This window comes from Paenibacillus favisporus, assembly GCF_040545415.1.
Taxonomy (GTDB): domain Bacteria; phylum Bacillota; class Bacilli; order Paenibacillales; family Paenibacillaceae; genus Paenibacillus_AQ; species Paenibacillus_AQ favisporus.
Genome location: NZ_JBEPLV010000003.1, coordinates 291,373 through 312,438 on the forward strand (window position 1 = coordinate 291,373; position 21,066 = coordinate 312,438).

The window sequence follows — 21,066 nt, forward strand, 5'->3', positions numbered from 1 at the left end:
GATGACAGAACATGCTAGCATTTCTGCAAAAAATCGGGAAGTCGCTGATGCTTCCGGTGGCGACGCTGCCGGCGGCGGCGATTCTGATGCGTTTTGGCAACATCGACTATATTAAGGATTTCCACCTGGGCAACCAGGTGGGATGGTTCCTGAACCACTACATTGCACCGTTTCTGGATGCCGGCGGATCGACGATCTTCGATAACCTGCCGCTCATCTTTGCCGTCGGGGTGGCTATCGGACTGACGGGTGACGCCGTCGCCGCGCTCTCTGCCGTCATCGGCCACATTATTCTTTTAAAGGTGCTGGTTAAGGTACCGCTTGCGTTTACGACTGTTATGGATAAAGGCGCGGAGCTTAACACAGGGGTTCTCGGAGGCATCATCGTCGGTCTGATTTCCGCCTATTTATACAACCGTTTTCATAAAATCAAGCTGCCGGACTGGCTCGGATTTTTCGGCGGCAAACGCTTTGTGCCGATTATTACGTCCGTCACGATGGTATTCGTCGGCATCGTTCTCGGCCTCATCTGGGGGCCTGTCCAGGACGTGCTGGATACGTTCGGCCGCTGGATCGTCAGCCTTGGCGGAATCGGCAGCGCGGTATACTTGATCGCAAACCGACTGCTCGTTCCGTTCGGCCTGCACCATATTATCAACTCGATCGTCTGGTTCCAGATCGGGGATTATACCGACGCGGCAGGCAAGGTCGTTCACGGCGACCTGTACCGGTTCTTTGCGGGAGATAAATCCGCGGGCATGTTCATGACCGGTTTCTTCCCGATTATGATGTTCGGCCTGCCGGCAGCGGCACTAGCTATTATCCATACCGCCAAGAAGGAGAAGCGCAAAGCGGTGGCCTCGATCTTTATCGGTGCCGCAGTCGCTTCATTCCTGACAGGGATCACGGAACCGCTTGAATTTGCATTCATGTTCGTCGCTCCTGTACTATATGGTATACATGCAGTGCTGGCGGGGGTGGCCGGTTACGTGATGTATGCGCTGGGCGTGAAGCTCGGCTTCGGATTCTCGGCCGGTTTTATCGACTATGCGCTGAACTATCCGCTGTCCACCAAGCCGCTGCTGCTCATTCCGGTAGGTCTGGTCTTCGCGGTCGTGTACTACGTCCTGTTCCGGGTGCTGATCGTGAAGCTCAACCTGAAAACGCCGGGTCGGGAGGATGATGTTCAGGTGGCGGACGAAGCAATAGAAGGCGGCGCAGCAGATGCGGGCGTTGCGGCATCGGACAGCAAGGCAGCCAGAGTGCTCGCGAATATCGGGGGCACGGACAACATCGAGAGTATCGATGCATGTATTACCCGTCTGCGTCTTGTCGTCAAAGACGAGTCGGTCGTCAACGATCAAGGGCTGAAGCAGCTCGGCGCCTCCGGCGTCATGCGGCTCGGCAAAGGCGCCGTCCAGGTGGTGTTCGGACCGCAGTCCGAGGTGCTGAAGGATGAAATCCAGAAGCTGATGTAATGACGTCGGCGGTATGACAAAGAGGCTCCCCATGAAGGGGAGCCTCTTTTGGCATTCGGCAGTGCATCAGGTCGTCGTCCATTTTTCTTTCAGATCGTCATAAGCGGCACTCCAGTGATACGGCTGAATTTCCGCCAACGTTTTGAAGACGAGCTCGCCGCCCGGGACCGTGACGGCGCATTTCACGTCTGGACCCCAATAAAATAAACGTTCCTGGCACACCCCGCAAGGAGAGAGCACCTTGTACGGCGACATCTCGTCATCCCGTGCCAAGCAGATCGAATGTGTTACCTTCTTGTTCAGCTTGTGGGCCTCCAATATAGCCCCCGTCTCCATACATAGATGAGTGGAGTCGTTGATGACCTCCGGAGCCACGCTAGTGAGGATCGTTCCGTCTATAAGCCGGACGGCTGCAGCGCCGCCCCAGCCTGTCGGATACCTTTTTCTAATAAGTTCAATAACTTCATCATACATTTGTTGCTCAATACTCATATCGACAGCCTCATTTCAAAAAAATTGCGATCCCCGCATAAGTTGAGACCCACAACGGGTTTAACCGATAATGATTTTCCCTTCCGGATGATTGTACGGCTCCTTCTTGCTGTCCCGTGTCAGCGCGTACGCAAGGGTAAGCGGACCCAATCGGCCCAGGTACATCAGGCAGATCACCCATACCTTGCCGAAGGGGCTGAGCTCGGTGGTCAGTCCCATGGAGATGCCTGTCGTGCCGAAGGCCGAAGCCGATTCAAACAGGATTGACATAAAATCGTGGTCTTCCGTCACCGACAGCAGCATGGCAAACAGGATGATCAGCAGAATGGACAGGAGCGTCAGCGTGATGGCTTTGTACACCACATCCTTGGCGATCCGTTTGCGGAACAGTACGACATCTTCCCGGCCGCGGATCATCGCATGCACCGCACCGAGTAGCAGCACAAACGTCGTAATCTTGATGCCGCCGCCGGTCGAGCCGGGAGCTGCGCCGATGAACATCAACAGGATCATGAAGAACTGCGTTGACTGGTGAAGGCCGCCGATATCGACCGTATTGACACCGCCGGAGCGGGTCGTCACCGATTGGAACAGCGAGGCCCAAATCTTGCCGCCGGTACTAAGTGGACCCAACGTATGCGGATTGGTGACCTCCATCAGGAAAATGACGAGCCCGCCGACGAAGACAAGCACCGCGGTCGCGCTGAGCACAACCTTACTGTGCAGTGAGATTTTGCGGACCTTCGGGTATTCCAGCAGGTCTGACAGCACGATAAAGCCGATCCCGCCCAGAAAAATAAGTGCCATCAGGACGATATTCATAAACGGGTCGCTTACGAAGGAAGCCATACCGCTGAACGGCCCCTGCACGCTTCCCATCAAATCGAATCCTGCGTTGTTAAACATTGAGATGCTGTGATAGATACCGAAATAGACGGCCTTGCCCAGCGGAAGAGAAAGCGAGAACACGTAATGGACCGCAAGCAGCAGCGCCCCCGCCACTTCGATCAGCAGGGAATACAGGATAACCTTCTTGACCAGCCGGACTACGCCGTCGATGGTGCCGTGGTTCAGCGCTTCCTGCAAAACCAGCCGCTCTCTCAGCGAAATCCGCTTGTTCAGCACGAGCGCGATCAGCGTCGCCATCGTCATGAAGCCGATGCCGCCAACTTGGACCAATAGCAGGATGACGGTTTGTCCGAACACGGAAAAAGCCGTTCCCGTGTCGACGACCGTAAGGCCGGTCACGCAGGCGGCTGAAGTTGCCGTGAACAGCGCGTTCAGGGGCCCGATCGAGATCCCGGTAGCCGACGCTGCCGGCAGCGTCAGAAGCAGGGTCCCGGCCGCAATCATAATCAGAAACCCGAACACCAGAATTTTAGGGGGTGTGAGCAGCCGTTTGGACCAATGCCCCCGGGTCATGCTTTTTTGTAAAATGAAACTCACCTCTTGCTGTGACTTAGATAGGTTTGGCAGACGAACGGATCACCAGCTCTGACGGTAAAATCACCTTGCGGGACTCCGGAACGGAGCTGCCCCGAATCCGCTCCACCAGCAGCTGGATGCCCATGGCGCCAAACTGGTAAGCCGGCTGTGCCGCCACCGTCAGAAAGGGGTCCAGCGCCGACGATAGATCGAGGTCGTCGAAGCAAACGACGGAGATGTCCTCCGGCACCCGGAGGCCACGCTCGCGCAGATCCCGGATGACACCGACCGCCAATACGTTGTTGGCCGCAAAAATCGCGGTCGGAGGGGAAGGCTGCTCGAGCAGCTGCTCCAGATGATCATCCGCATGGTAATCACGGTAGTTCTGGTGGATGATGAGCGTCTCATCCAACGGGATGCCCTGAAGGGCCAACGCCTCCGCGTATCCCTCATAACGGAGCCGGGCCGTGGAGACGTCCAGGGAACCGTTGACAAGCGCGATGCGACGATGACCCAGCCCGATCAGGTAATCGACAAGCTTCCGGGCGCCTTCCTTGCTGTCCCCGCAGATCATATCCGACTCGATTCCGGGCACCGCCCGGTCCATAATGACGAACGGGATGTTGTGAGCCCGCAGCTTCTCGAGATTTTTCAGCGACAGGTCCCCGGCCGGAGCAAACAGCACGCCATCGACCCGCGTGGACAGGATCATGTCGACATAATCCTTTTCCTTTGCGTAATCCTCGTCACTGTTGCCGAACAGAAGGCGGTAGCCGTACTGTTTGGCACCGTCTTCGGCACCGCGGGCCAGGCTCGTATAGAACGGGTTGGTGATGTCCGTGATGAGCAGGGACAGAATTTGTGTCTGCTGCAGGACAAGGCTCCGGGCATTTGAATTCGGTATGTAATTAAGCTCTTCCATCACTTTTTTGACTTTGCGGCGTGTCTCCTCACTGATCCGCCCGGTATTGTTGATGACCTTGGAGACCGTCATGGCCGAGACGTTGGCCTTTTGCGCTATATCGTAAATCGTTACCAATGTAAACCCCTCTTTGCTGTATATTCTATCAGAACCGCCCGGATAAAAGAAAATACGGATTGACAGTAATCGCTTTCATTGTTATTTTAAAGTTACCGATAACTCATTATACATTTTTTTGAGCATTTGACCCAGCATCAATGCAGCAGATCCAATTCAAGCAATCATGCAAGGCGTTTTGTACCTGGAGCTTAGGACGATCTAAAGAGCGGACGAGGCAGCGGGACCGGTATGTTATATAGAGCAGCAGCGTTGAAATTTCAGGAAAGCACTTTTCTTTTTTTGAAGAGATCAGCACGTGTTCCGGTTTAGTGACGGTGCTCCGATCAATCCATGTCGCTTTCAAGCCAAGCTTGTTCTGTATTCCAAAAATGCATGCCGATTGACGTTTTTCATAGGAACGACGGATTGGAAGGCTGTATATTTTTTTATTTTAGGGTTACCGGTAACCCCAATCTTAAGCAATGAAAAATGATAAGAAAAGCTGAGGAGGAAACAAACGATGGCCAACCAGAACGAAAGATGGAAGCACGGGTTCCCCAAGATCGGCATCCGGCCGACGATAGACGGCAGACGGAAGGGGGTTCGGGAGTCCCTGGAGGATATGACCATGAATCTGGCGAAGTCGGTCGCTGCTTTTCTTGGCGAACAGCTTCGCTACCCTGACGGTTCCCCTGTAGAATGCGTCATTGCCGACACCTGCATCGGAGGCGTGGCGGAAGCGGCGGCTTGCGCCGACAAATTTGCCAAAGCCGGCGTAGGCGTATCCATCACCGTGACGCCGTGCTGGTGCTACGGAACGGAAACGATGGACATGGATCCTTCGATTCCGAAGGCGGTATGGGGATTCAACGGTACGGAAAGACCGGGCGCGGTCTATTTGGCAGCCGTATTGTCTGCCCATGCGCAGAAGGGACTCCCGGCGTTCGGCATCTACGGCCGGGACGTGCAGGATCTGAACGATCCTTCGATTCCTGCCGATGTGCAGGAGAAACTGCTGCGTTTTGCCAGAGCCGGTCTGGCCGCTGCAACGATGAAGGGCAAATCCTACCTGGCCATCGGCTCGGTGTCGATGGGCATCGCCGGCTCGATGATCGATCCGGACTTCTTCCAGGAATATTTGGGCATGCGCAACGAGTACGTGGACATGTCTGAAATTACGCGGCGGATCGAAGAGGAGATTTACGATCCGGAAGAGTTCAAGCTCGCCATGGCTTGGGTGAAGGAGAACTGCAACGAGGGGCCGGACAACAATCCTGAAGCGATCCGGACTTCGCGCGAGAAGAAGGATAAGGACTGGGAGACCGTTGTCAAAATGACGCAGATCGTACGCGATCTGATGGTGGGCAATCCGCGGCTGGCGGAGCTCGGCTTTGAAGAAGAGGCCATGGGCCATCACGCGATCGTGTCCGGCTTCCAGGGACAGCGGCAGTGGACGGACCACTTCCCGAACGGTGACTTCCATGAAGCGATTCTGAATTCCTCGTTCGACTGGAACGGCATCCGTGCTCCTTATTTGGTGGCTACCGAAAATGACAGCCTGAACGGCGTATCGATGCTCTTCGGCTACCTGCTGACGAATACCGCCCAAATCTTTGCCGACGTCCGTACATACTGGAGTCCCGACGCGGTGAAGCGGGTGACCGGTCATGAGCTGGACGGGGCCGCGGCGAACGGCCTCTTGCATTTGATTAACTCCGGACCGGCGGCGCTGGATGGTACCGGGGAGCAGATGAAGGACGGCAAGCCTGCCTTGAAGCCGTTCTGGGAAATTACACAGGAGGACGCGGACAACTGCCTCAAAGCCACGTCCTGGCGCCCGGCGGCCGTGGAATATTTCCGCGGGGGAGGCTTCTCGTCCGACTTCCTGACGCGCGGCGGCATGCCGGTGACGATGTCCAGGCTGAACCTGGTCAAAGGGCTTGGTCCTGTCCTGCAAATTGCCGAAGGATATACGGTCGACCTGCCTGAGGAAGTGCATGACAAGCTGGATCAGCGGACCGACCCGACGTGGCCGACCACCTGGTTTGCACCGAACCTGACGGGCGAGGGAGCGTTCAAGGACGTGTATTCCGTGATGGATCACTGGGGAGCCAACCACGGTGCGATCAGCTACGGACATATCGGCGCGGACCTGATCACACTGGCTTCGATCCTGCGCATTCCGGTGAGCATGCACAACGTTTCGGAAGAGCAGGTATTCCGTCCGAGAGCCTGGGGGCTGTTCGGAACAAGCGATCCGGAGGGAGCGGACTTCCGGGCCTGCCATAACTTCGGACCGCTGTACAAGTAAGCATTTTCTACGGGCGAGGTGAGGCTAATGGGTTCGCAATCCTTACACATGCTGGCGGTGGATTTCGGGGCAAGCAGCGGACGCGCCGTGACGGGTGCATTCAATGGCCGAACGCTGTCCGTAAGCGAGGTGCATCGTTTCAATAACGAACCGGTTCGCCTCGGGAACCATTTTCACTGGGATTTTCTGCGGCTGTTCCATGAGCTGAAGCAGGGCATTCACGCTTCCCGGCGGATAGCGGGCGGTGCCCCGGTATCGGTGGCGGTGGACACTTGGGGCGTTGACTACGGCTTGGTGGATGCCAAGGGGAGACTGGCCGGCAACCCTTATCATTATCGGGACCTGCGGACAGAGCAGGTCATGTCGGAAGTGTTCTCAGCGATTCCGGAAAAAGAATTGTTCCAACTGACCGGCATCCGCTCCTCCTCGATCAACACGATTTATCAGCTGTATGCCGAGGAGAAGGTCCGCTCCGGCTATGGAGCGGACGGGCTAAAAATGCTGATGATGCCGGATCTGTTTCATTACTATTTGTCTGGCGTCATGGCCAATGAATATACGATCGCCAGCACGAGCGGATTGCTCGATCCGCGCAGCCGTACATGGCACAGCGGCATTCTGAACACGCTGTCCATTCCGGAATCGCTGTTCTCGGAGATCGTGATGCCGGGAACGATGCTGGGACAGCTGCGGCAGGACATCCGCGAGGAGCTGCAGGTGCCGGACATGGCGGTAATCGCCGCGGCGGGCCACGACACGGCGGCCGCGGTGGCGTCCGTCCCGGCGGGGGCTGCCCCGTATGCCTTCATCAGCTCCGGGACCTGGTCGCTGATGGGCATCGAGCTCGATCAGCCGGCGCTCAGCGATTACAGCCGGGACAGCTTCTTCAGCAATGAAGGGGGAGCGGGCGGCAACATCCGGCTGCTCAAGAACATCATGGGGCTGTGGCTGCTGCAGGAGTGCCGTCGCACATGGGCGCTGGAAGGCACGCCGCTCACGTACGACGAGCTGACCGAGCTGGCGCTGTCGGCGCCGGAGAACGGCAGCTATATCGACGCTGCCGACGCCGTCTTCCTGCCGCCGGGCGGCATGCCGCAGCGGATCCGCGAATACTGCCGGGATAGCGGCCAGAAGGTGCCGGAGTCCCGCGCGGCCATCGTGCGCTGCATTGTCGAAAGCCTGGCGCTTCAATACCGCCAGACGCTGGACGAAATCGAGAAGCTCGCCGGAGAGCGGATGGAGCATATTCATATCGTCGGCGGCGGCATCCAGAACCGGCTGCTGTGCCAGCTGACGGCGAACGTCACCGGCCGTCCGGTGATTGCCGGGCCGGTGGAAGCCACGGCCATCGGCAATCTGATGATGCAGGCGCTGGCCCACGGCGAAGTGAAGAACCTTGCCGAGATCCGGCAGGTCGTTCTTGAGTCCTTTCCGCCGGAAACCTACCTGCCGGAGGATGCGGCGATGTGGGAGGAACGCTATCAGCAGTACGTGAATCTTTTTAAACGTCAAGAGACGGTATAAAGTACTTGTTCAAAAAGGTCGGTTTTCAGCACCGAGAAGATTGGATGAAGCTAGGGACTGAGGAGCAGAGCGTACGTGTGGGTACGTGAGCACCGGAAGGCCCGGTTGAATTCTAGATTCGATGCCGAATCAGCTTCCCGATTTACTTCGTGTTAGATATAGGGTTTATTCGTTATCAGCGGAGCTGATGAAATTCTATATCGCAAGAAAACCTACATTTTTAATGGCGGTCACTCATCCTTGATTGGCCTCGATTGGTTTTCTTATCAAAAGCGGAATTTTTGAACAACCTCTATAAAGGAGAGTGGAGAGAAATGACTGTGGAGCTTGAACAGCAAGTCAGGGAAGAGTTGACCCGGTACGCCAGGAAAACGGTAGCCAAAGGGCTGGTAGTGGGGCCGGGCGGGAACATTAGCGCAAAAACGGGTAACATCATGCTGCTGTCTCCGAGCGGGTTTGCACTCGAAGACATTGAGCCGGGGCAGTGGATCCGGGTGGAGATCGACTCCGGCAAAGTGCTGGATCAAGAGGTGCGGCCGTCATCTGAGGTACTGATGCATCTGTTTGCCTACCGGGTCAATCCGGATATCCAGGCGATCGTGCATACCCATCCGGCCCACTGCATCGCGTTGACTCTGGTCTCGAAGGAGCTGCCGATGCTGTTCCCGGACCAGGCCGCGCTTGTTGGCGACATCGCCTTTGTGCCCTACGTGCTGCCGACGACCGATCTGCTGGCCAATGCAGTCGCGGAGAAAGTCGGGGAACACAACTCGATTTTGCTCGAAAATCATGGGCTCGTGACGACCGGGAAAAATCTCCGCGAAGCGTACTACCGGACCGAAGTGGTGGAGGAAAGCGCGAAGGTATACCTCGCCGCCAAGGCGGTGGGCGAGCCGAAAGTGCTGACCGACGCCGAGTACAAAGAGATCCAGTCGCTCGAAAGCGAAGCCTACCGGGTGCAGCTCCTGCAGAAAATGAAGTGATATCCGGCTCTTGACATCGGTCTTGATCATCCTGTAAAGTATGGAAAAAACAAACCATGGTTTGTCAAATTTCCAAAGCGATGAACAAGAGCAACAGTTCATGAGGACCGGCGTTATCCAGAGAAGAAACCCCTGGCTGAAAGGTTTCCGCGCACGGACATGAGCTTCCCGTCTTGTAGCTGCCGTGATGAAAGAATCTGCAGGTTCGAGTATTCATGGCCGGGTGATCCCGTTATATTGCCAATTAAGGACTGCCGTGCATGCGGCGGTTGAATACAGGGTGGTACCACGAACACATTCGTCCCTTCAGGACGGATGTGTTTTTTGTTGTTTGAGATTGAGTTTGTGTTTGTCACGAATATGTGCTGCATTAAAAGATAAGAGGAGGTTGATCGGCGATGAGCCGTTATATTATCAAGCAAACGTCCCTATTGATCCCAACGTTGCGGGAGGCCCCTGCCGAAGCGGAAGCGCGAAGCCACCAGCTGCTGCTCCGGGCGGGCTTTATCCGGCAGCTGGCTGCTGGAATTTACAGCTACCTGCCGCTTGGCTGGCGCGTGCTGCGCCGGATTCAGACAATCGTCCGCGAAGAAATGGACCAGGCCGGGTTCCAGGAGCTGCACCTGCCGGCCATGCAGCCGGCCGAGCTGTGGGAGCGCTCCGGACGGTACGGGGCCTACGGGGCGGAGCTGATCCGCCTGCAGGACAGGCATGAGCGCGAATTTGTGCTCGGACCGACGCATGAGGAGGTCATCACAGCGCTTGCCGCGAGCGAGGTGAATTCGTACCGCAAGCTCCCGCTTCGCCTGTACCAAATCCAGACGAAGTTCCGGGATGAGCGGCGTCCGCGCTTCGGATTGCTCCGGGGGCGCGAGTTTCTGATGAAGGATGCGTATTCGTTTGACCGCAGCTGGGAGGAGCTGGACCGGACCTATCAGGCGGTCCGGGATGCTTACCGCCGTATCTTCACCCGCTGCGGCCTGAAGTTCAGCATGGTGGAAGCGGAGGCGGGAGCCATCGGCGGTGAAGGGGAAACGCATGAGTTCATGGCGCCCGCGGAAATCGGCGAGGATACGATCGTCAGCTGCCTGGCCTGCGGGTATGCGGCCAATCTGGAGAAGGCCGCTGCTGCTGCTGCAGGAGAACATTCGGCGGATGAAGCGGAACGCCAAGCTCCAGCCATCGAAAAAGTCGCCACGCCGAACACAAGGACGATCGAAGAAGTGAGCGCCTTCCTTGGGGTGCCGGCATCACATATTTTGAAGACGATGATTTATAGGGCTGACGATAAGCCAGTCGCTGCTGTCGTACGGGGAGATCATGAAGTCAACGAGAATAAGCTGGCCGCAGCGATTGGGTGCGTGACGCTTGAGCTCGCCGACCCGCAGGAGGTGCTGAAGGTGACGGGAGCGCCTCATGGTTATGCTGGACCTGTCGGCCTTGATATCCCTGTATATTTGGACCGGGATGCCGTGCTGTACGGCGGCGCGGTAGCCGGAGCGGGAGAGGAACATGCGCATCTGCGGAACGTGGTGCCGTCCCGGGATTTTCAGCCGGCGCATATCGGCGATTACCGCAGCGTGCAGGAGGGGGACCGCTGTCCAAACTGCGGGGAGACGCTGCATTTTGCCAAAGGCATCGAAGTAGGCCACGTCTTCAAGCTGGGCACCAAATACAGCAGCGTCCTCAATGCCGGATATACGGACGAAGCCGGCAGGGAGCAGACGATGATCATGGGCTGTTATGGCATCGGCGTTTCCCGCCTCCTTTCGGCAGTGGCCGAGCAATCGCCCGCGGAACAAGGGATGTGCTGGCCGCTCGGCATTGCCCCGTATTCTGTGCATCTGATTCCCGTCTCCGCCCAGGATCCGGATCAGGCGGCGGTTGTGGAGCAGATTGCCAAGGAGCTTGCACGGCAGGGCGTGGAATGCCTCGTCGATGACCGGGAGGAGCGGCCGGGCGTGAAGTTCAAGGATGCGGACTTGATCGGCCTGCCGCTTCGCATTGTCGTAGGCAAACGGGCAGGGGAAGGCATCGTCGAGTGGACAGACCGCAGGGCCGGTGGACGGACTGAGATAGCGTGGCAGGAAGCTGCCCGGCTGGCTGCTGAAATTTGTTCTGCGTCATGGGAAACTCTATAATAGAAGGGATTATGCCTGCTCACGGGAATGGAATTTCCTGGGCAGATTAACCTTATGTATTGCTATGATGGAGGAAGCTATGACAATTAGACCCGCAAAACGAGAAGACGCGCATCATGCCGCCCGGCTGCTGTACGATGCGCTGCATGATGTTGCGAATCAATTAACCGGAGAGGACAGCGAGGAGGCCGTGCTGGCCGCGCTTGAAGCCTATTTTGCCGCCGAGGATGGCCGCCTTAGCTACAAGCAGACGCTGGTGAAAGAACTGGATGAACGGCCGGTAGGCCTTGTGGTGGCATACGGAGGCGACCAGGCAGCGGAGCTGGACCGGCCCATCCTTGCGAGGCTGCGATCCATGAAGCAGAACCCGGATTTGCAGCTGGATAAGGAAGCGGACCTCGACGAATATTACATCGACACGCTTTCGGTCTCGCCGGAGTATGGCGGACGGGGGATCGGCACGTCCCTGATTCGCGCAGCCGAGGAACGGGCAAGTGCATACGGATACGCTAAAATCGCCATGGCGGTTGTAACGGATAACACGAAGGCCCATTCGCTGTACCTGAAGCTCGGATACCAGACCGACAAAAACATTATGATTAACGGCCACGTGTATTATCATATGGTCAAGCATTTGGGCTGAAGGCAGCCTGCGAAAAATGAACAGCAAAAAGGACAGCCGTCGGGCTGTCCTTTGCTGCATTTATATACTGGCGGCGGTCATTTCTGGCACATCAAGCCTTCATTTCCCGGATCGGTTCAAAAATCGCCACCTGCCGCTTGCCGATCTTGAAATGCTGAAGCCGTTTATAACGGGCGTGCCCCAGCTTTTGGCTTTTGTCCGCGATCATCGCGACGACCGCACCTTCGCTGCTGAGCAGCGGATAGATATGCTCGAATAAAGCGGACACCGGGTCGGCGCCGCCGCTTTCCCAACTGACGAGATCCCCGTATGGAAGGTCGGTCAGCACCAGATGAATCGGCTGATCGACGTGATCCAGGTGGTGCGGCTCCGTAATGTTGTCCTGAAAAACGACGCTTGCGTCCAAAGTCAGGCCCGAGACTGCAGACTCAAGGCGGGCCAAGCTCTCCAGCGCTTCCTTATGCGAAGGTTTGCCGTAGTTTTCGTACAGCTCCCGCAGCTGAAGCTCCCGTTCGCTGAGCCCCTGCTTCGTCAGGAGCGCCAAATTTTTGCCCGCGACGGACAGGGCGTTCGGATCGACATCCGAGGCATACATCCGCCGGATCCTAGAACCGTGAAGAAGACCGGTTATGGTCAGCAAGTAGGCTCCGCCGCAGCAGGGATCGTAAAGGGTATAAGGGCCGGAAAATCCCCGCTCCTCCAGAATGCCGAAGCACCGCTGGACGATTTCGCTTCCGAGCCGCACCGGGAAGGAGGTCACGCCGGGGGCATTATATAGTACTCTGCCGCTGGCGTAGTCCTCGTAACTGCCCGCTTTTGTTTCATACAAGTATTCCATATCGTTTACCTTTCAGCCGTTGGTGTGTTTGCGTTTTTTATGTGATCAGAAAGTATAGTAGTTATTCTATATAACTGGTAACATTGTAGCACGGGAAGGGTCTCCGCCCAAACAGCCACACAAAAGAAGCGCGAAAAAGCCTCACGAAAGCCCCCGAGAGCTTCATGAATCCCTCACGACTGCCTCGCGAATTCCTTATGAAAATGCATCACGAATCCCTCACGACTGCCTCACAAATACCTTGCGAAACTCTATGGATAACCTTATTCAGAGCCTTCCCAAGGACTCAAGTTCGTCCGGCAAATCGCAAGTCTTCCTTTTAAGCTCTCAGCTATTCCGCTGCCCGCTCGAGTCCCGGCCATTCCTCCGCTGTCACGGCCAGCAGGACATGGTCCTCCCATACACCGTTGATTTGCAAATACCGCTCCGCAAGGCCTTCCCGGCGGAAGCCTGCTTTTTCCAGCACGCGCAGCGACCGCAGGTTTCGCGGCATGACGCCGGCCTGCACCCGGTGCAGCCCGAGGCTTCGAAACGCATGATCCACGCTCATGCGGACGGCCGCGGTCATATAACCTTTTCCGTTCTGATCCTGCGCCATAAAGTAGCCGATGTTGGCGTTTTGAAATACCCCCCGCGCAAATGCCGTCAAGGCAACCCGGCCGATCAGCCGATCCGATTCCTTTAAAAAGATGCCCAGCACACAAGCCTGGTCCAGCTCAGCGCCCGTGATGCCGTTCCACACGTCCTTGACCTGTCCTTCCAGCGTCCAGAACGAGTCGGGACGAATCGGTTCGAAGGGCTGAAGAAAATCGCGGTTGTTTCGGCGCAGCGTAAAAAGCGCCTCTGCATCCTCTTCCACCAGCTCTCTTAAATAAATGGCCTCATGCTGATCCAGCAGCATTACAATCCCTCCTTAATATAATATCGGTCGATGGCATTCCAACTATATTTCCGGCCGCTTCATACCGGCAGTCTGGATGCCTGCTTACAGTAATATAAGTCTAATTTCCAGGCCTGTCCATGGCAAATGCTGTCGTATCTTCCCGTTTTCATTCCACTTTATTCTGAAAGTTTTTATACCATATCTACCAATATTTAGCGATAAAATCGTCCGCATCTTTTTGATAGGATAAGAGTAAGCATTCTATGAAAGAAAAGAAAATCTATTCTATGAAAAGTGAGGCACCCTCCCTTGATTAAACCGCAAAAGTTAGTAACCTTATTTGCAGCATTCATGCTGGCCGCAAGTACTGGACCGGTATATGCCGCATCCGGCAGCTCGAGTCTGCCTTTTCATGACATTTCGGGGAGCTTCGCCCGGGATGAAATCGTCGACCTCGTTCACGAGGGCGTTGTTGAAGGAACGGGAGGGGGAGCGTTTGAACCGCGCAAAACGGTAACGCGTGCCGAGTTTACCGCCATGACGGACCGATTGCTTAAATTGAAGGAAGTGGACGGGGACATTCCCGCTTTTAGCGATGTTCCGCGTACATCCTGGTATTACGGCTGGGTGCAGGCCGGGCTCAATCTGGGCATTGTTCAGGGGAAAAGCGCCAGCACCTTTGAGCCGAAGGCGAATATTACCCGGGAGGAAGCCGCAGTCCTGATCGTTCGTGCGCTGAAAAAGGAACCCGCAGCGGTCAGCGCTGGGCAGCTGCCGTATCAGGATGCCGAGAGCATTTCCGCATGGGCGCGCCCTTATATCAAAGCCGCGGCTGCATTAGGCCTGATGGAAGGAGCGGACGGAAAATTCCGCCCCAAAGCCAACATGACCCGCGAAGAAACCGCGGCCGTGCTTGACCGCGTGCTGCAAATTTCGTCATGGGATCAGGCGATCCATTCCACGCCGGCGTCCTCTCTGCAGGTCGGATGGCAGAACGGATTGACCATCTCCCAGTTTATCGCCAAGGTGAAGGCATCCAACGTCAACACGATCGTACCCCGCTGGTTTTTTCTGGAGGAGGGAACCGGCTCCTTGTCCAACCACGTGGACGCCAGCCTGCTGAGCTGGGCGAAGCAGAATCATAAAAAAGTGTGGGCGCTTCTCGGCAATCACTCGGATCCTGAGCTGACGGACGATATTTTGACCGATCCTGCGAAGAAAAGCAGCGTGATCAAACAGCTGACCGCTTATGTCAAATCGTACGGGCTGAGCGGCATCAACGTCGATTTTGAAAATGTCAGCCCTCAGGACCGTGAAGCGCTGACGGCGTTCGTGACGGAGCTGGACCAAAGCCTTCGTACCGTGGGCGGCGTCGTATCGATCGACGTGTCGCCGGACCTCGGAACCGACTGGACGGAAGCCTTTGATTACAAGGCGCTGGGACAGGCGGCAGACTATATTATCCTAATGGGCTACGATGAGCATTGGGGCGGTGACCCGATCGCCGGGTCCGTATCTTCTTACCCTTGGGTGGAAAGCGCGCTGGACAAGCTTCTTCGCTCCGTGCCATCGTCCAAGACGATCCTGGCCCTGCCATTCTACACCCGGGACTGGACGCTGAAAGAAGGAGGAGCCACTTCGGAGGAATTGAACCTGGCCCAGCAGGGCGTCCGCACGCGTTCTGTGGCCTATAACCGCAGTTGGGACGAGAGCCTAGGGCAGTACGTTTTCAAATATCAAAAACAGGGATATACCCATAAAATATGGATTGAGGACAGCAGGTCCATCACGAAAAAATATGTTATGGCAGCCGACCGGGGAGTGGCCGGTTACGCTTTCTGGTATATGGGGGCGGAGACGCCTGACGTATGGACGGCGATGTCCAATGCGGAAAGGTATGCTTCCTACTAATCATAACCAGTAAAATAGGTGGAGTCTGATCTTGGGATAGATCAGGCTCTATTTTTATAATATTATTCAGTAAAAATAGAATTTAGTGTTCTATAATTATTGAATTTATGAAGTTGATTGATTAGAATAAAATATATTAGTCCAGATTTTGGAATCCACCGGCACCGATAACATGGAATTTTGGGAGGAGATTAGGGATGAACTTACTGGATCTTTCCTTTAAAAGAACGAGCTATGAGGCCAAAGTGCAGACCTCCATCTGGTATGAGTGCGCGCTGGGTGCAGCCGTGCTGACCTATCCGAAGCTTCACGGGTCGCTGGACAAGCCCGGCGAATATTATGCCCAGCTGCGCCAAGGAGCCAGCAACCGACTCGAAGCCGAGCTTAAGTTCTGCCAGGAACATAACACCTGGAAAATGCTGCTCCAGCTGCTGCATGCCTTGGGCTGCGAGACGATTGAGAGCTTTGCACAGGAGGCTCTTGCTCTAAGCAGGGAGGAGTTCCGCTATCTTGTGCTCCCGTACCTGGAGACAACTTTGGAGCCAGCTCGCAGACGAGCGGCGAAAGGAGACGCTGCTGGTGCGGAAGAGATGATGGATGCCTGCCGCGGACACCGTTTTTTTCCACAATTGATTCATGATGTGATGACCACAGATGCCGATACGCTTAGGGACCATCTGATTGCTCTGCTGCAGCTGTGGGACGCGGAGTTTATGGAACGCGAGCGGGAGATCACGGCGGCCGTGCTGAAGCGGGATGCGGAGGAGAAGGAGGCCTGGCTTCGGACGCTTTCACCTGAGGAGGCTGTCCTGAGGGCAACCGGTGTGGAGTATGCTCCCGAGCCGGGGGTTCAGCAGGTGCTGCTCATTCCTCAAATCATTTATAGGCCGTTTACGGTCGAGGCTTCGCTGCCGCAAACGAAGGTATTCTATTATCCTGTCAGCGAGACCAGCCTGCCGGGGCTCCGGGATCCTTACGACCCGCCAGCCAGGCTGGTACAGATCTACAAGGCGCTGGGAGATGACAAAAGGCTCCGCGCCTTGAAGCTGATCGCCGGGAAGGACCGGACGCTGAAGGAGCTGACCGACGCCTTGGGGCTGGGGAAAACGACGGTGCATCATCATCTGGCCGTTCTGCGCGCAGCCGGGCTCATCCGGGTGAAGGGCGGCAGCTATGCCTGGAATCCGCAGTCGCTGCACTATCATGAACGGGAGCTGAACGAATTCTTGACTGGCAGCCATGATCAATAGGCAGAGCCCGGAACAAGCGGAGGGTGATTCTGCACAGCTGAGGCGGTGGCCGCAAAATTTTGCATGGCTGTATGCGGACCAGCTGCTGTCCGTGTTCGCCGGCACCTGCGGTACGTTCATCCTCTCCTGGCTGCTGTATGAGGTGACAGGCTCCACATTGGCGATGGGAGGGCTGTGGCTGATCAGCTTCGCTTCCCAATGGGGCGTTCAGCTGCTTGCCGGTCCCCTGATCGACCGGTGGAAAAGAACGGCGGTCATGAAGCTGTCGGAAGCCGTCCGGGCAGTGGTTTATCTTGCCGCGGGTCTGATGTGGATAGCCGGGGAAAGACAGTCATATATATTGTATACGGCAGCTTGGATCAGCTCGTTTGTCATGTACGACCTTGCTTCCGGTGCCCTGCTTCCGAAGCTGGTCAGGCCGAAAGAACTGACCCGCAAAAATGCATGGATGTCGGGAAGCGTGCAGCTGATGCGGACCTTTGCCTTCCCGCTGGCGGGTCTTGGCGTGCAGGTCCTTGAGCCGGGATCCCTCCTTCTGATCCTGTCCTTGCTGTTTGCCGGCTCTTACCTGTGCATCTGCTGCATTCGGGAGGGGCAACCTGCCTACGCTGCTTCTGCTGGACAAGGCCGATCAGGCGCGGGAGCGGCTTGGTTGGGTCAGATCCGGGCCGGATGGAGGGTATTTTCGGGCAACCGTCTGCTGGTGGCGCTCGCTTTGTTCGTCTCCGTTACCAGCTTTGGCGTAGCGGCTACGCAGGCGATGTATATCCCGTACGTCTCGGAGGTGCTTGGCGGCGGAGCGGCGGAATATGGCTGGTTTACGGCCGCATTTCCCTGCGGGTATGTGCTGGGCAGCTGGGCAGCCGGCAGAATAAGGGGAACCTCTCCGATGCTTGGCACCATGCTCGCCGCTCTCCTGATCGGCGGGGCGACTTACGTCGGGCTGTCGCTTGTGCGCAGCCTGCCTGCTGCCTTGGTGATCGAGCTGGCTGCGGGGATCGCGATGCCGTTCTGGAATGTCTTCAGCAGTAATGTTTTTTACAGGCTGGTCCCCGAGCAGGTCCTTGGGCAGGTCTTATCGATGCGGCTGCTGCTCGTCAAATCTGCCGGGCCGCTTGGTATCCTCTACGGCACTTTTTGCGCTGCGGCGTACGGAATTCCCCGGCTGTTCCTGACGGTCGGACTGCTGATTATGGCTGTGACGGGAACGGGTGTGGCCTGGACGATGATTTTCAGACATAATCCGGCGGGTGATTTGAGAAAATATCCATAGGAAAACAACCGTTTTACATACCACATGAAGGAAAAGAGGTTGACTATGGAGAAAGGTACCGATCAAGAGCTGTCTTACGGATCAGACTATCATTATATTCCCGCCACCTCGGCGGCCAGCGGTAAGGGCGTGGAGGTTCAACCGGACGTATACAGCTACACGGTGCAAATCGTCAATATTGTGCTGGCCAGTGCCCCGCAGGCGGGATCGTTCGTATTGATTGATGCAGGTATGCCAGGTTCGGCGGACGACATCATCCGGACGGTGGAAGAGCGCTTCGGGTCCGGCCGCCGTCCGGAAGCGATTATATTGACCCATGCCCATTTTGACCACGTGGGCGCACTGATCGATTTAGTGAAGCACTGGGAAGTCCCGGTATATGCCCATAAGCTGGAGATGCCATATCTGACGGGACAGAAGAGCTATCCGAAGCCCGACCCGACCGTGGAGGGCGGAATGCTCGCGAAGCTGTCCTTTGCGTTTCCGAACGAACCTGTCAACGTGGGACCATGGGTCAAGCCGCTGCCGGATAACGGAAGCGTACCGGGCATGCCGGAATATAGGTGGATTCCTACGCCGGGACACTCGCCCGGGCATGTATCCCTGTTCCGGGAAAGGGATCGGACTTTGATTGCTGGGGATGCCTTTACGACCGTCCGGCAGGATGAGCTCTACAAAGTGCTGACCCAGAAGGTGGAAATTAGCGGACCGCCGCGGTATTTTACGCCGGATTGGTTGGCGGCCTGGCAGTCGGTCAAACGGCTGGAGGCCCTGCACCCGGATGCAGCCGTCACCGGGCACGGAGAGCCCGTAACCGGCGAGGTGCTTGCGGCGGGATTGAAGAGACTGGCGGAACAATTCGACAGCCTGGCCATTCCAGATCACGGGACCTACGTGAAACGGTACGAACATTAATCGCAGCTTAGAACCATCAGCCGTACAACGGGGGCCATACTCCTGGAATACGGCTTTTTTTATCAAAATACAACGTTTGAAGAAAGGAAGTGAACTGCACTCTTGTCCGTAAAATCGGTGAAATGGTATGCCGTGCTTGTGCTGCTGTGCGTACTCCTCGTGTATCTCGTCGACCTGACGACCTTTCGTTACAACGGGAGGACGATATCCGGCAACGGTAATCCCGGACTGCTGTTTTTGTTTCCGGCCTGGACGGCCGCGCTGATGCTGATGATCGCGACCTTTATTATGGCCGTCAAATATTTTGACGACCTCAGTGACCATATCGTAAAGAAGGCCTACCGGATCTGGTTACCGCTTTTTTGCCTGCTAGCCCTGCTCCTGTCCGTTTATTTCCAGTACCGCAAAATCATGCAGTGGGTGGACACCTACCGCCAGATGACCGAGAATGCCGGCTCGCCGCTTTTCCTTGGCGCTCTTAATCCATATAATAATTCGCTCTATTACAATGCCCATATTTTGTTATTTTGTGTATCGGCGGCCATGTTATGTGGATGGTGGGTCGTATCCAGGCGTCCGTACTAAACTTTCGGCATGACGGGGCGGAGAAGGCGTGCTACAATAACATGTTGTAACGCACCCAATGTCAGTTGAAAGGAACATCCATGAGAAAAACATCCGCACCCCTACCTACCTTCATTCCATTACTGATCGGCATTACGGCGATATCGTTCTCTTCCATCTTCGTAAAATGGTCATCCGCGCCTGCGTCGGTGCAGGGCATGTACCGTCTGTTGTTCACCGCGATTTTGATGCTTCCCTTCCTGAAGCCCCATTGGAAGGAATTACGCGCGCTTTCCATAAAAAATTGGCTCCTCCTCGGGACGTCCGGCTTTTTCCTCGCGCTTCACTTCCTGCTCTGGATGGGGTCGCTCAAGCTGACGAGCGTCTCCAGCTCAACGATTATATTAGCGCTGGAGCCGGTTTTTATCGTCATCGGGGCGTTCTTCTTTTATAAGGAAAAAACGTCGGCTGGCGCCATTTCGGGCATGGTGGTCGCCATTGCTGGAGCCGTTCTGATCGGACTCGGCGATATCGGCGTTTCCCGTGACAATCTGCTTGGCGATCTGCTATCCGTCCTCGGCACGCTCGCGGTGTCCGTGCACATGCTGATCGGGCAAAAAATGGTCGCCCGCGTGCCATCCTTTGTGTACAGCTTTGTCGTGTTTCTTTCGGCAGCGGCCGTGTTTGCCGTATATAACGCGGCAGCCGGGGTGTCTTTTACGGCATATCCGGGACGGGACTGGGGAATATTTCTGCTGCTGGCCGTCGTGCCGACGGTGTTCGGCCATCTGCTGTTTAACTGGCTGCTGCAGTATGTGCCCGCATCGACGATTTCGATGAGCATCCTGGGAGAACCGGTTGGGGCGAGCCTGCTCGCGTTCCTGATCCTTGGTGAAGCGATCACGTTGTTTCAGCTGGCGGGGGGCCTGCTGGCGATTGCCGGCCTGATCGTATTTCTGAACGCCGGAAAGTTCAAAACCCGGCCGAAAAGTGATATTCCTGTCGAGCCGGCCCATCCGGCCCCATGATTTGACCAACAATGAAGCGGCTCCGACCTATGGTCGGAGCCGCTTTTTTTTGCGCTGAAAACACTTTATGCAGAGAAATATTAATAGTAATTGTTACGATTTACTTGCCAGCTTGGATGTTTTGTGGTTTAATCGTTAAAGCGTAATATTTACGATTAATAGCCCATATACTGTACCGATTTGAATATTTGCCATCATATTCCCGAAAAGATCGGACTGAATGGATGATAAGCAAGATTATAAGCAAGTTACAGGAACGGTAGTCGCTTTGAAACTCCATAAGCTGCAGAAAGGGAAAAAATTTTTGTCTGAAATTAATCGTAATATTTACGAATAAGTCCGAGAGGGAATGATTCATCCCTTGACGATAAGGAGGGAGAAAACGG

17 protein-coding genes are annotated in these 21,066 nt (G+C 55.9%); 12 read left to right on the forward strand and 5 right to left on the reverse strand.

Going from position 1 to position 21,066, the window contains the following annotated elements:
- The first annotated feature begins 11 nt into the window (after nt 1–11).
- Complete coding sequence (gene nagE, locus ABID47_RS14535; RefSeq protein ID WP_145134718.1) at nt 12–1,478, forward strand: N-acetylglucosamine-specific PTS transporter subunit IIBC; 1,467 nt, start codon at nt 12–14, stop codon at nt 1,476–1,478.
- A gap of 66 nt (nt 1,479–1,544) precedes the next feature.
- Here nagE and ABID47_RS14540 read toward each other — a convergent pair whose 3' ends face one another.
- From ABID47_RS14540 to ABID47_RS14550, 3 genes are read right to left on the reverse strand one after another with little or no spacing between them, the layout of a single operon-like run.
- Nucleotides 1,545–1,970, reverse strand: coding sequence for a cytidine deaminase (locus tag ABID47_RS14540; RefSeq protein ID WP_354497655.1), 426 nt, complete (start codon nt 1,968–1,970; stop codon nt 1,545–1,547).
- Between the two features lie 60 nt (nt 1,971–2,030).
- On the reverse strand, nt 2,031–3,392 hold the full coding sequence (locus ABID47_RS14545; RefSeq protein ID WP_354498753.1) for a TrkH family potassium uptake protein: 1,362 nt from the start codon (nt 3,390–3,392) through the stop codon (nt 2,031–2,033).
- Between the two features lie 37 nt (nt 3,393–3,429).
- Nucleotides 3,430–4,434 (reverse strand): LacI family DNA-binding transcriptional regulator, encoded by a 1,005-nt coding sequence (locus tag ABID47_RS14550; protein WP_116231111.1) that lies wholly within the window; start codon nt 4,432–4,434, stop codon nt 3,430–3,432.
- Between the two features lie 502 nt (nt 4,435–4,936).
- Here ABID47_RS14550 and ABID47_RS14555 point away from each other — a divergent pair.
- The 5 genes from ABID47_RS14555 to ABID47_RS14575 all read left to right on the forward strand — a co-directional run bounded on the left by ABID47_RS14555 (nt 4,937) and on the right by ABID47_RS14575 (nt 12,018).
- Entirely contained in the window at nt 4,937–6,727 is a 1,791-nt protein-coding gene (locus tag ABID47_RS14555; RefSeq protein WP_354497657.1) for an L-fucose isomerase, read from the forward strand.
- A gap of 27 nt (nt 6,728–6,754) precedes the next feature.
- On the forward strand, nt 6,755–8,251 hold the full coding sequence (locus ABID47_RS14560) for a rhamnulokinase (RefSeq protein WP_354497659.1): 1,497 nt from the start codon (nt 6,755–6,757) through the stop codon (nt 8,249–8,251).
- A gap of 314 nt (nt 8,252–8,565) precedes the next feature.
- On the forward strand, nt 8,566–9,234 hold the full coding sequence (locus ABID47_RS14565) for a class II aldolase/adducin family protein (protein WP_354497661.1): 669 nt from the start codon (nt 8,566–8,568) through the stop codon (nt 9,232–9,234).
- A 413-nt stretch (nt 9,235–9,647) separates the two neighbouring features.
- Entirely contained in the window at nt 9,648–11,375 is a 1,728-nt protein-coding gene (locus ABID47_RS14570) for a proline--tRNA ligase (protein ID WP_354498755.1), read from the forward strand.
- Nucleotides 11,376–11,454: 79 nt separating this feature from the next.
- Nucleotides 11,455–12,018, forward strand: a complete 564-nt coding sequence (locus tag ABID47_RS14575) for a GNAT family N-acetyltransferase (protein WP_116231107.1) — start codon at nt 11,455–11,457, stop codon at nt 12,016–12,018.
- Nucleotides 12,019–12,109: 91 nt separating this feature from the next.
- Here the strand turns inward: ABID47_RS14575 and ABID47_RS14580 are convergent, their stop codons facing one another.
- Together ABID47_RS14580 and ABID47_RS14585 are read right to left on the reverse strand one after the other, a co-directional pair.
- The gene (locus ABID47_RS14580) at nt 12,110–12,856 is read right to left on the reverse strand and encodes a hypothetical protein (protein WP_354497664.1); all 747 of its coding nucleotides are present in this window, start codon (nt 12,854–12,856) and stop codon (nt 12,110–12,112) included.
- A gap of 331 nt (nt 12,857–13,187) precedes the next feature.
- The gene (locus tag ABID47_RS14585; protein WP_251674731.1) at nt 13,188–13,757 is read right to left on the reverse strand and encodes a GNAT family N-acetyltransferase; all 570 of its coding nucleotides are present in this window, start codon (nt 13,755–13,757) and stop codon (nt 13,188–13,190) included.
- Between the two features lie 291 nt (nt 13,758–14,048).
- Here ABID47_RS14585 and ABID47_RS14590 point away from each other — a divergent pair, with 291 nt between their 5' ends.
- The 6 genes from ABID47_RS14590 (at nt 14,049) to ABID47_RS14615 (ending at nt 20,680) form a co-directional block, all read left to right on the forward strand.
- Nucleotides 14,049–15,650 (forward strand): S-layer homology domain-containing protein, encoded by a 1,602-nt coding sequence (locus ABID47_RS14590; protein ID WP_354497666.1) that lies wholly within the window; start codon nt 14,049–14,051, stop codon nt 15,648–15,650.
- A 197-nt stretch (nt 15,651–15,847) separates the two neighbouring features.
- Complete coding sequence (locus ABID47_RS14595; RefSeq protein ID WP_354497668.1) at nt 15,848–16,900, forward strand: ArsR/SmtB family transcription factor; 1,053 nt, start codon at nt 15,848–15,850, stop codon at nt 16,898–16,900.
- Complete coding sequence (locus tag ABID47_RS14600) at nt 16,890–18,173, forward strand: MFS transporter (RefSeq protein ID WP_354497670.1); 1,284 nt, start codon at nt 16,890–16,892, stop codon at nt 18,171–18,173. The genes ABID47_RS14595 and ABID47_RS14600 overlap by 11 nt, the downstream gene beginning before the upstream one ends.
- A 45-nt stretch (nt 18,174–18,218) precedes the next feature.
- Nucleotides 18,219–19,088, forward strand: coding sequence for an MBL fold metallo-hydrolase (locus ABID47_RS14605; RefSeq protein WP_354497672.1), 870 nt, complete (start codon nt 18,219–18,221; stop codon nt 19,086–19,088).
- A gap of 102 nt (nt 19,089–19,190) precedes the next feature.
- Nucleotides 19,191–19,673: a hypothetical protein gene (locus ABID47_RS14610; RefSeq protein WP_354497674.1), complete on the forward strand. Its 483-nt coding sequence runs from the start codon at nt 19,191–19,193 to the stop codon at nt 19,671–19,673.
- A gap of 80 nt (nt 19,674–19,753) precedes the next feature.
- Nucleotides 19,754–20,680: a DMT family transporter gene (locus tag ABID47_RS14615; RefSeq protein WP_354497676.1), complete on the forward strand. Its 927-nt coding sequence runs from the start codon at nt 19,754–19,756 to the stop codon at nt 20,678–20,680.
- Nucleotides 20,681–21,066 lie beyond the last annotated feature (386 nt).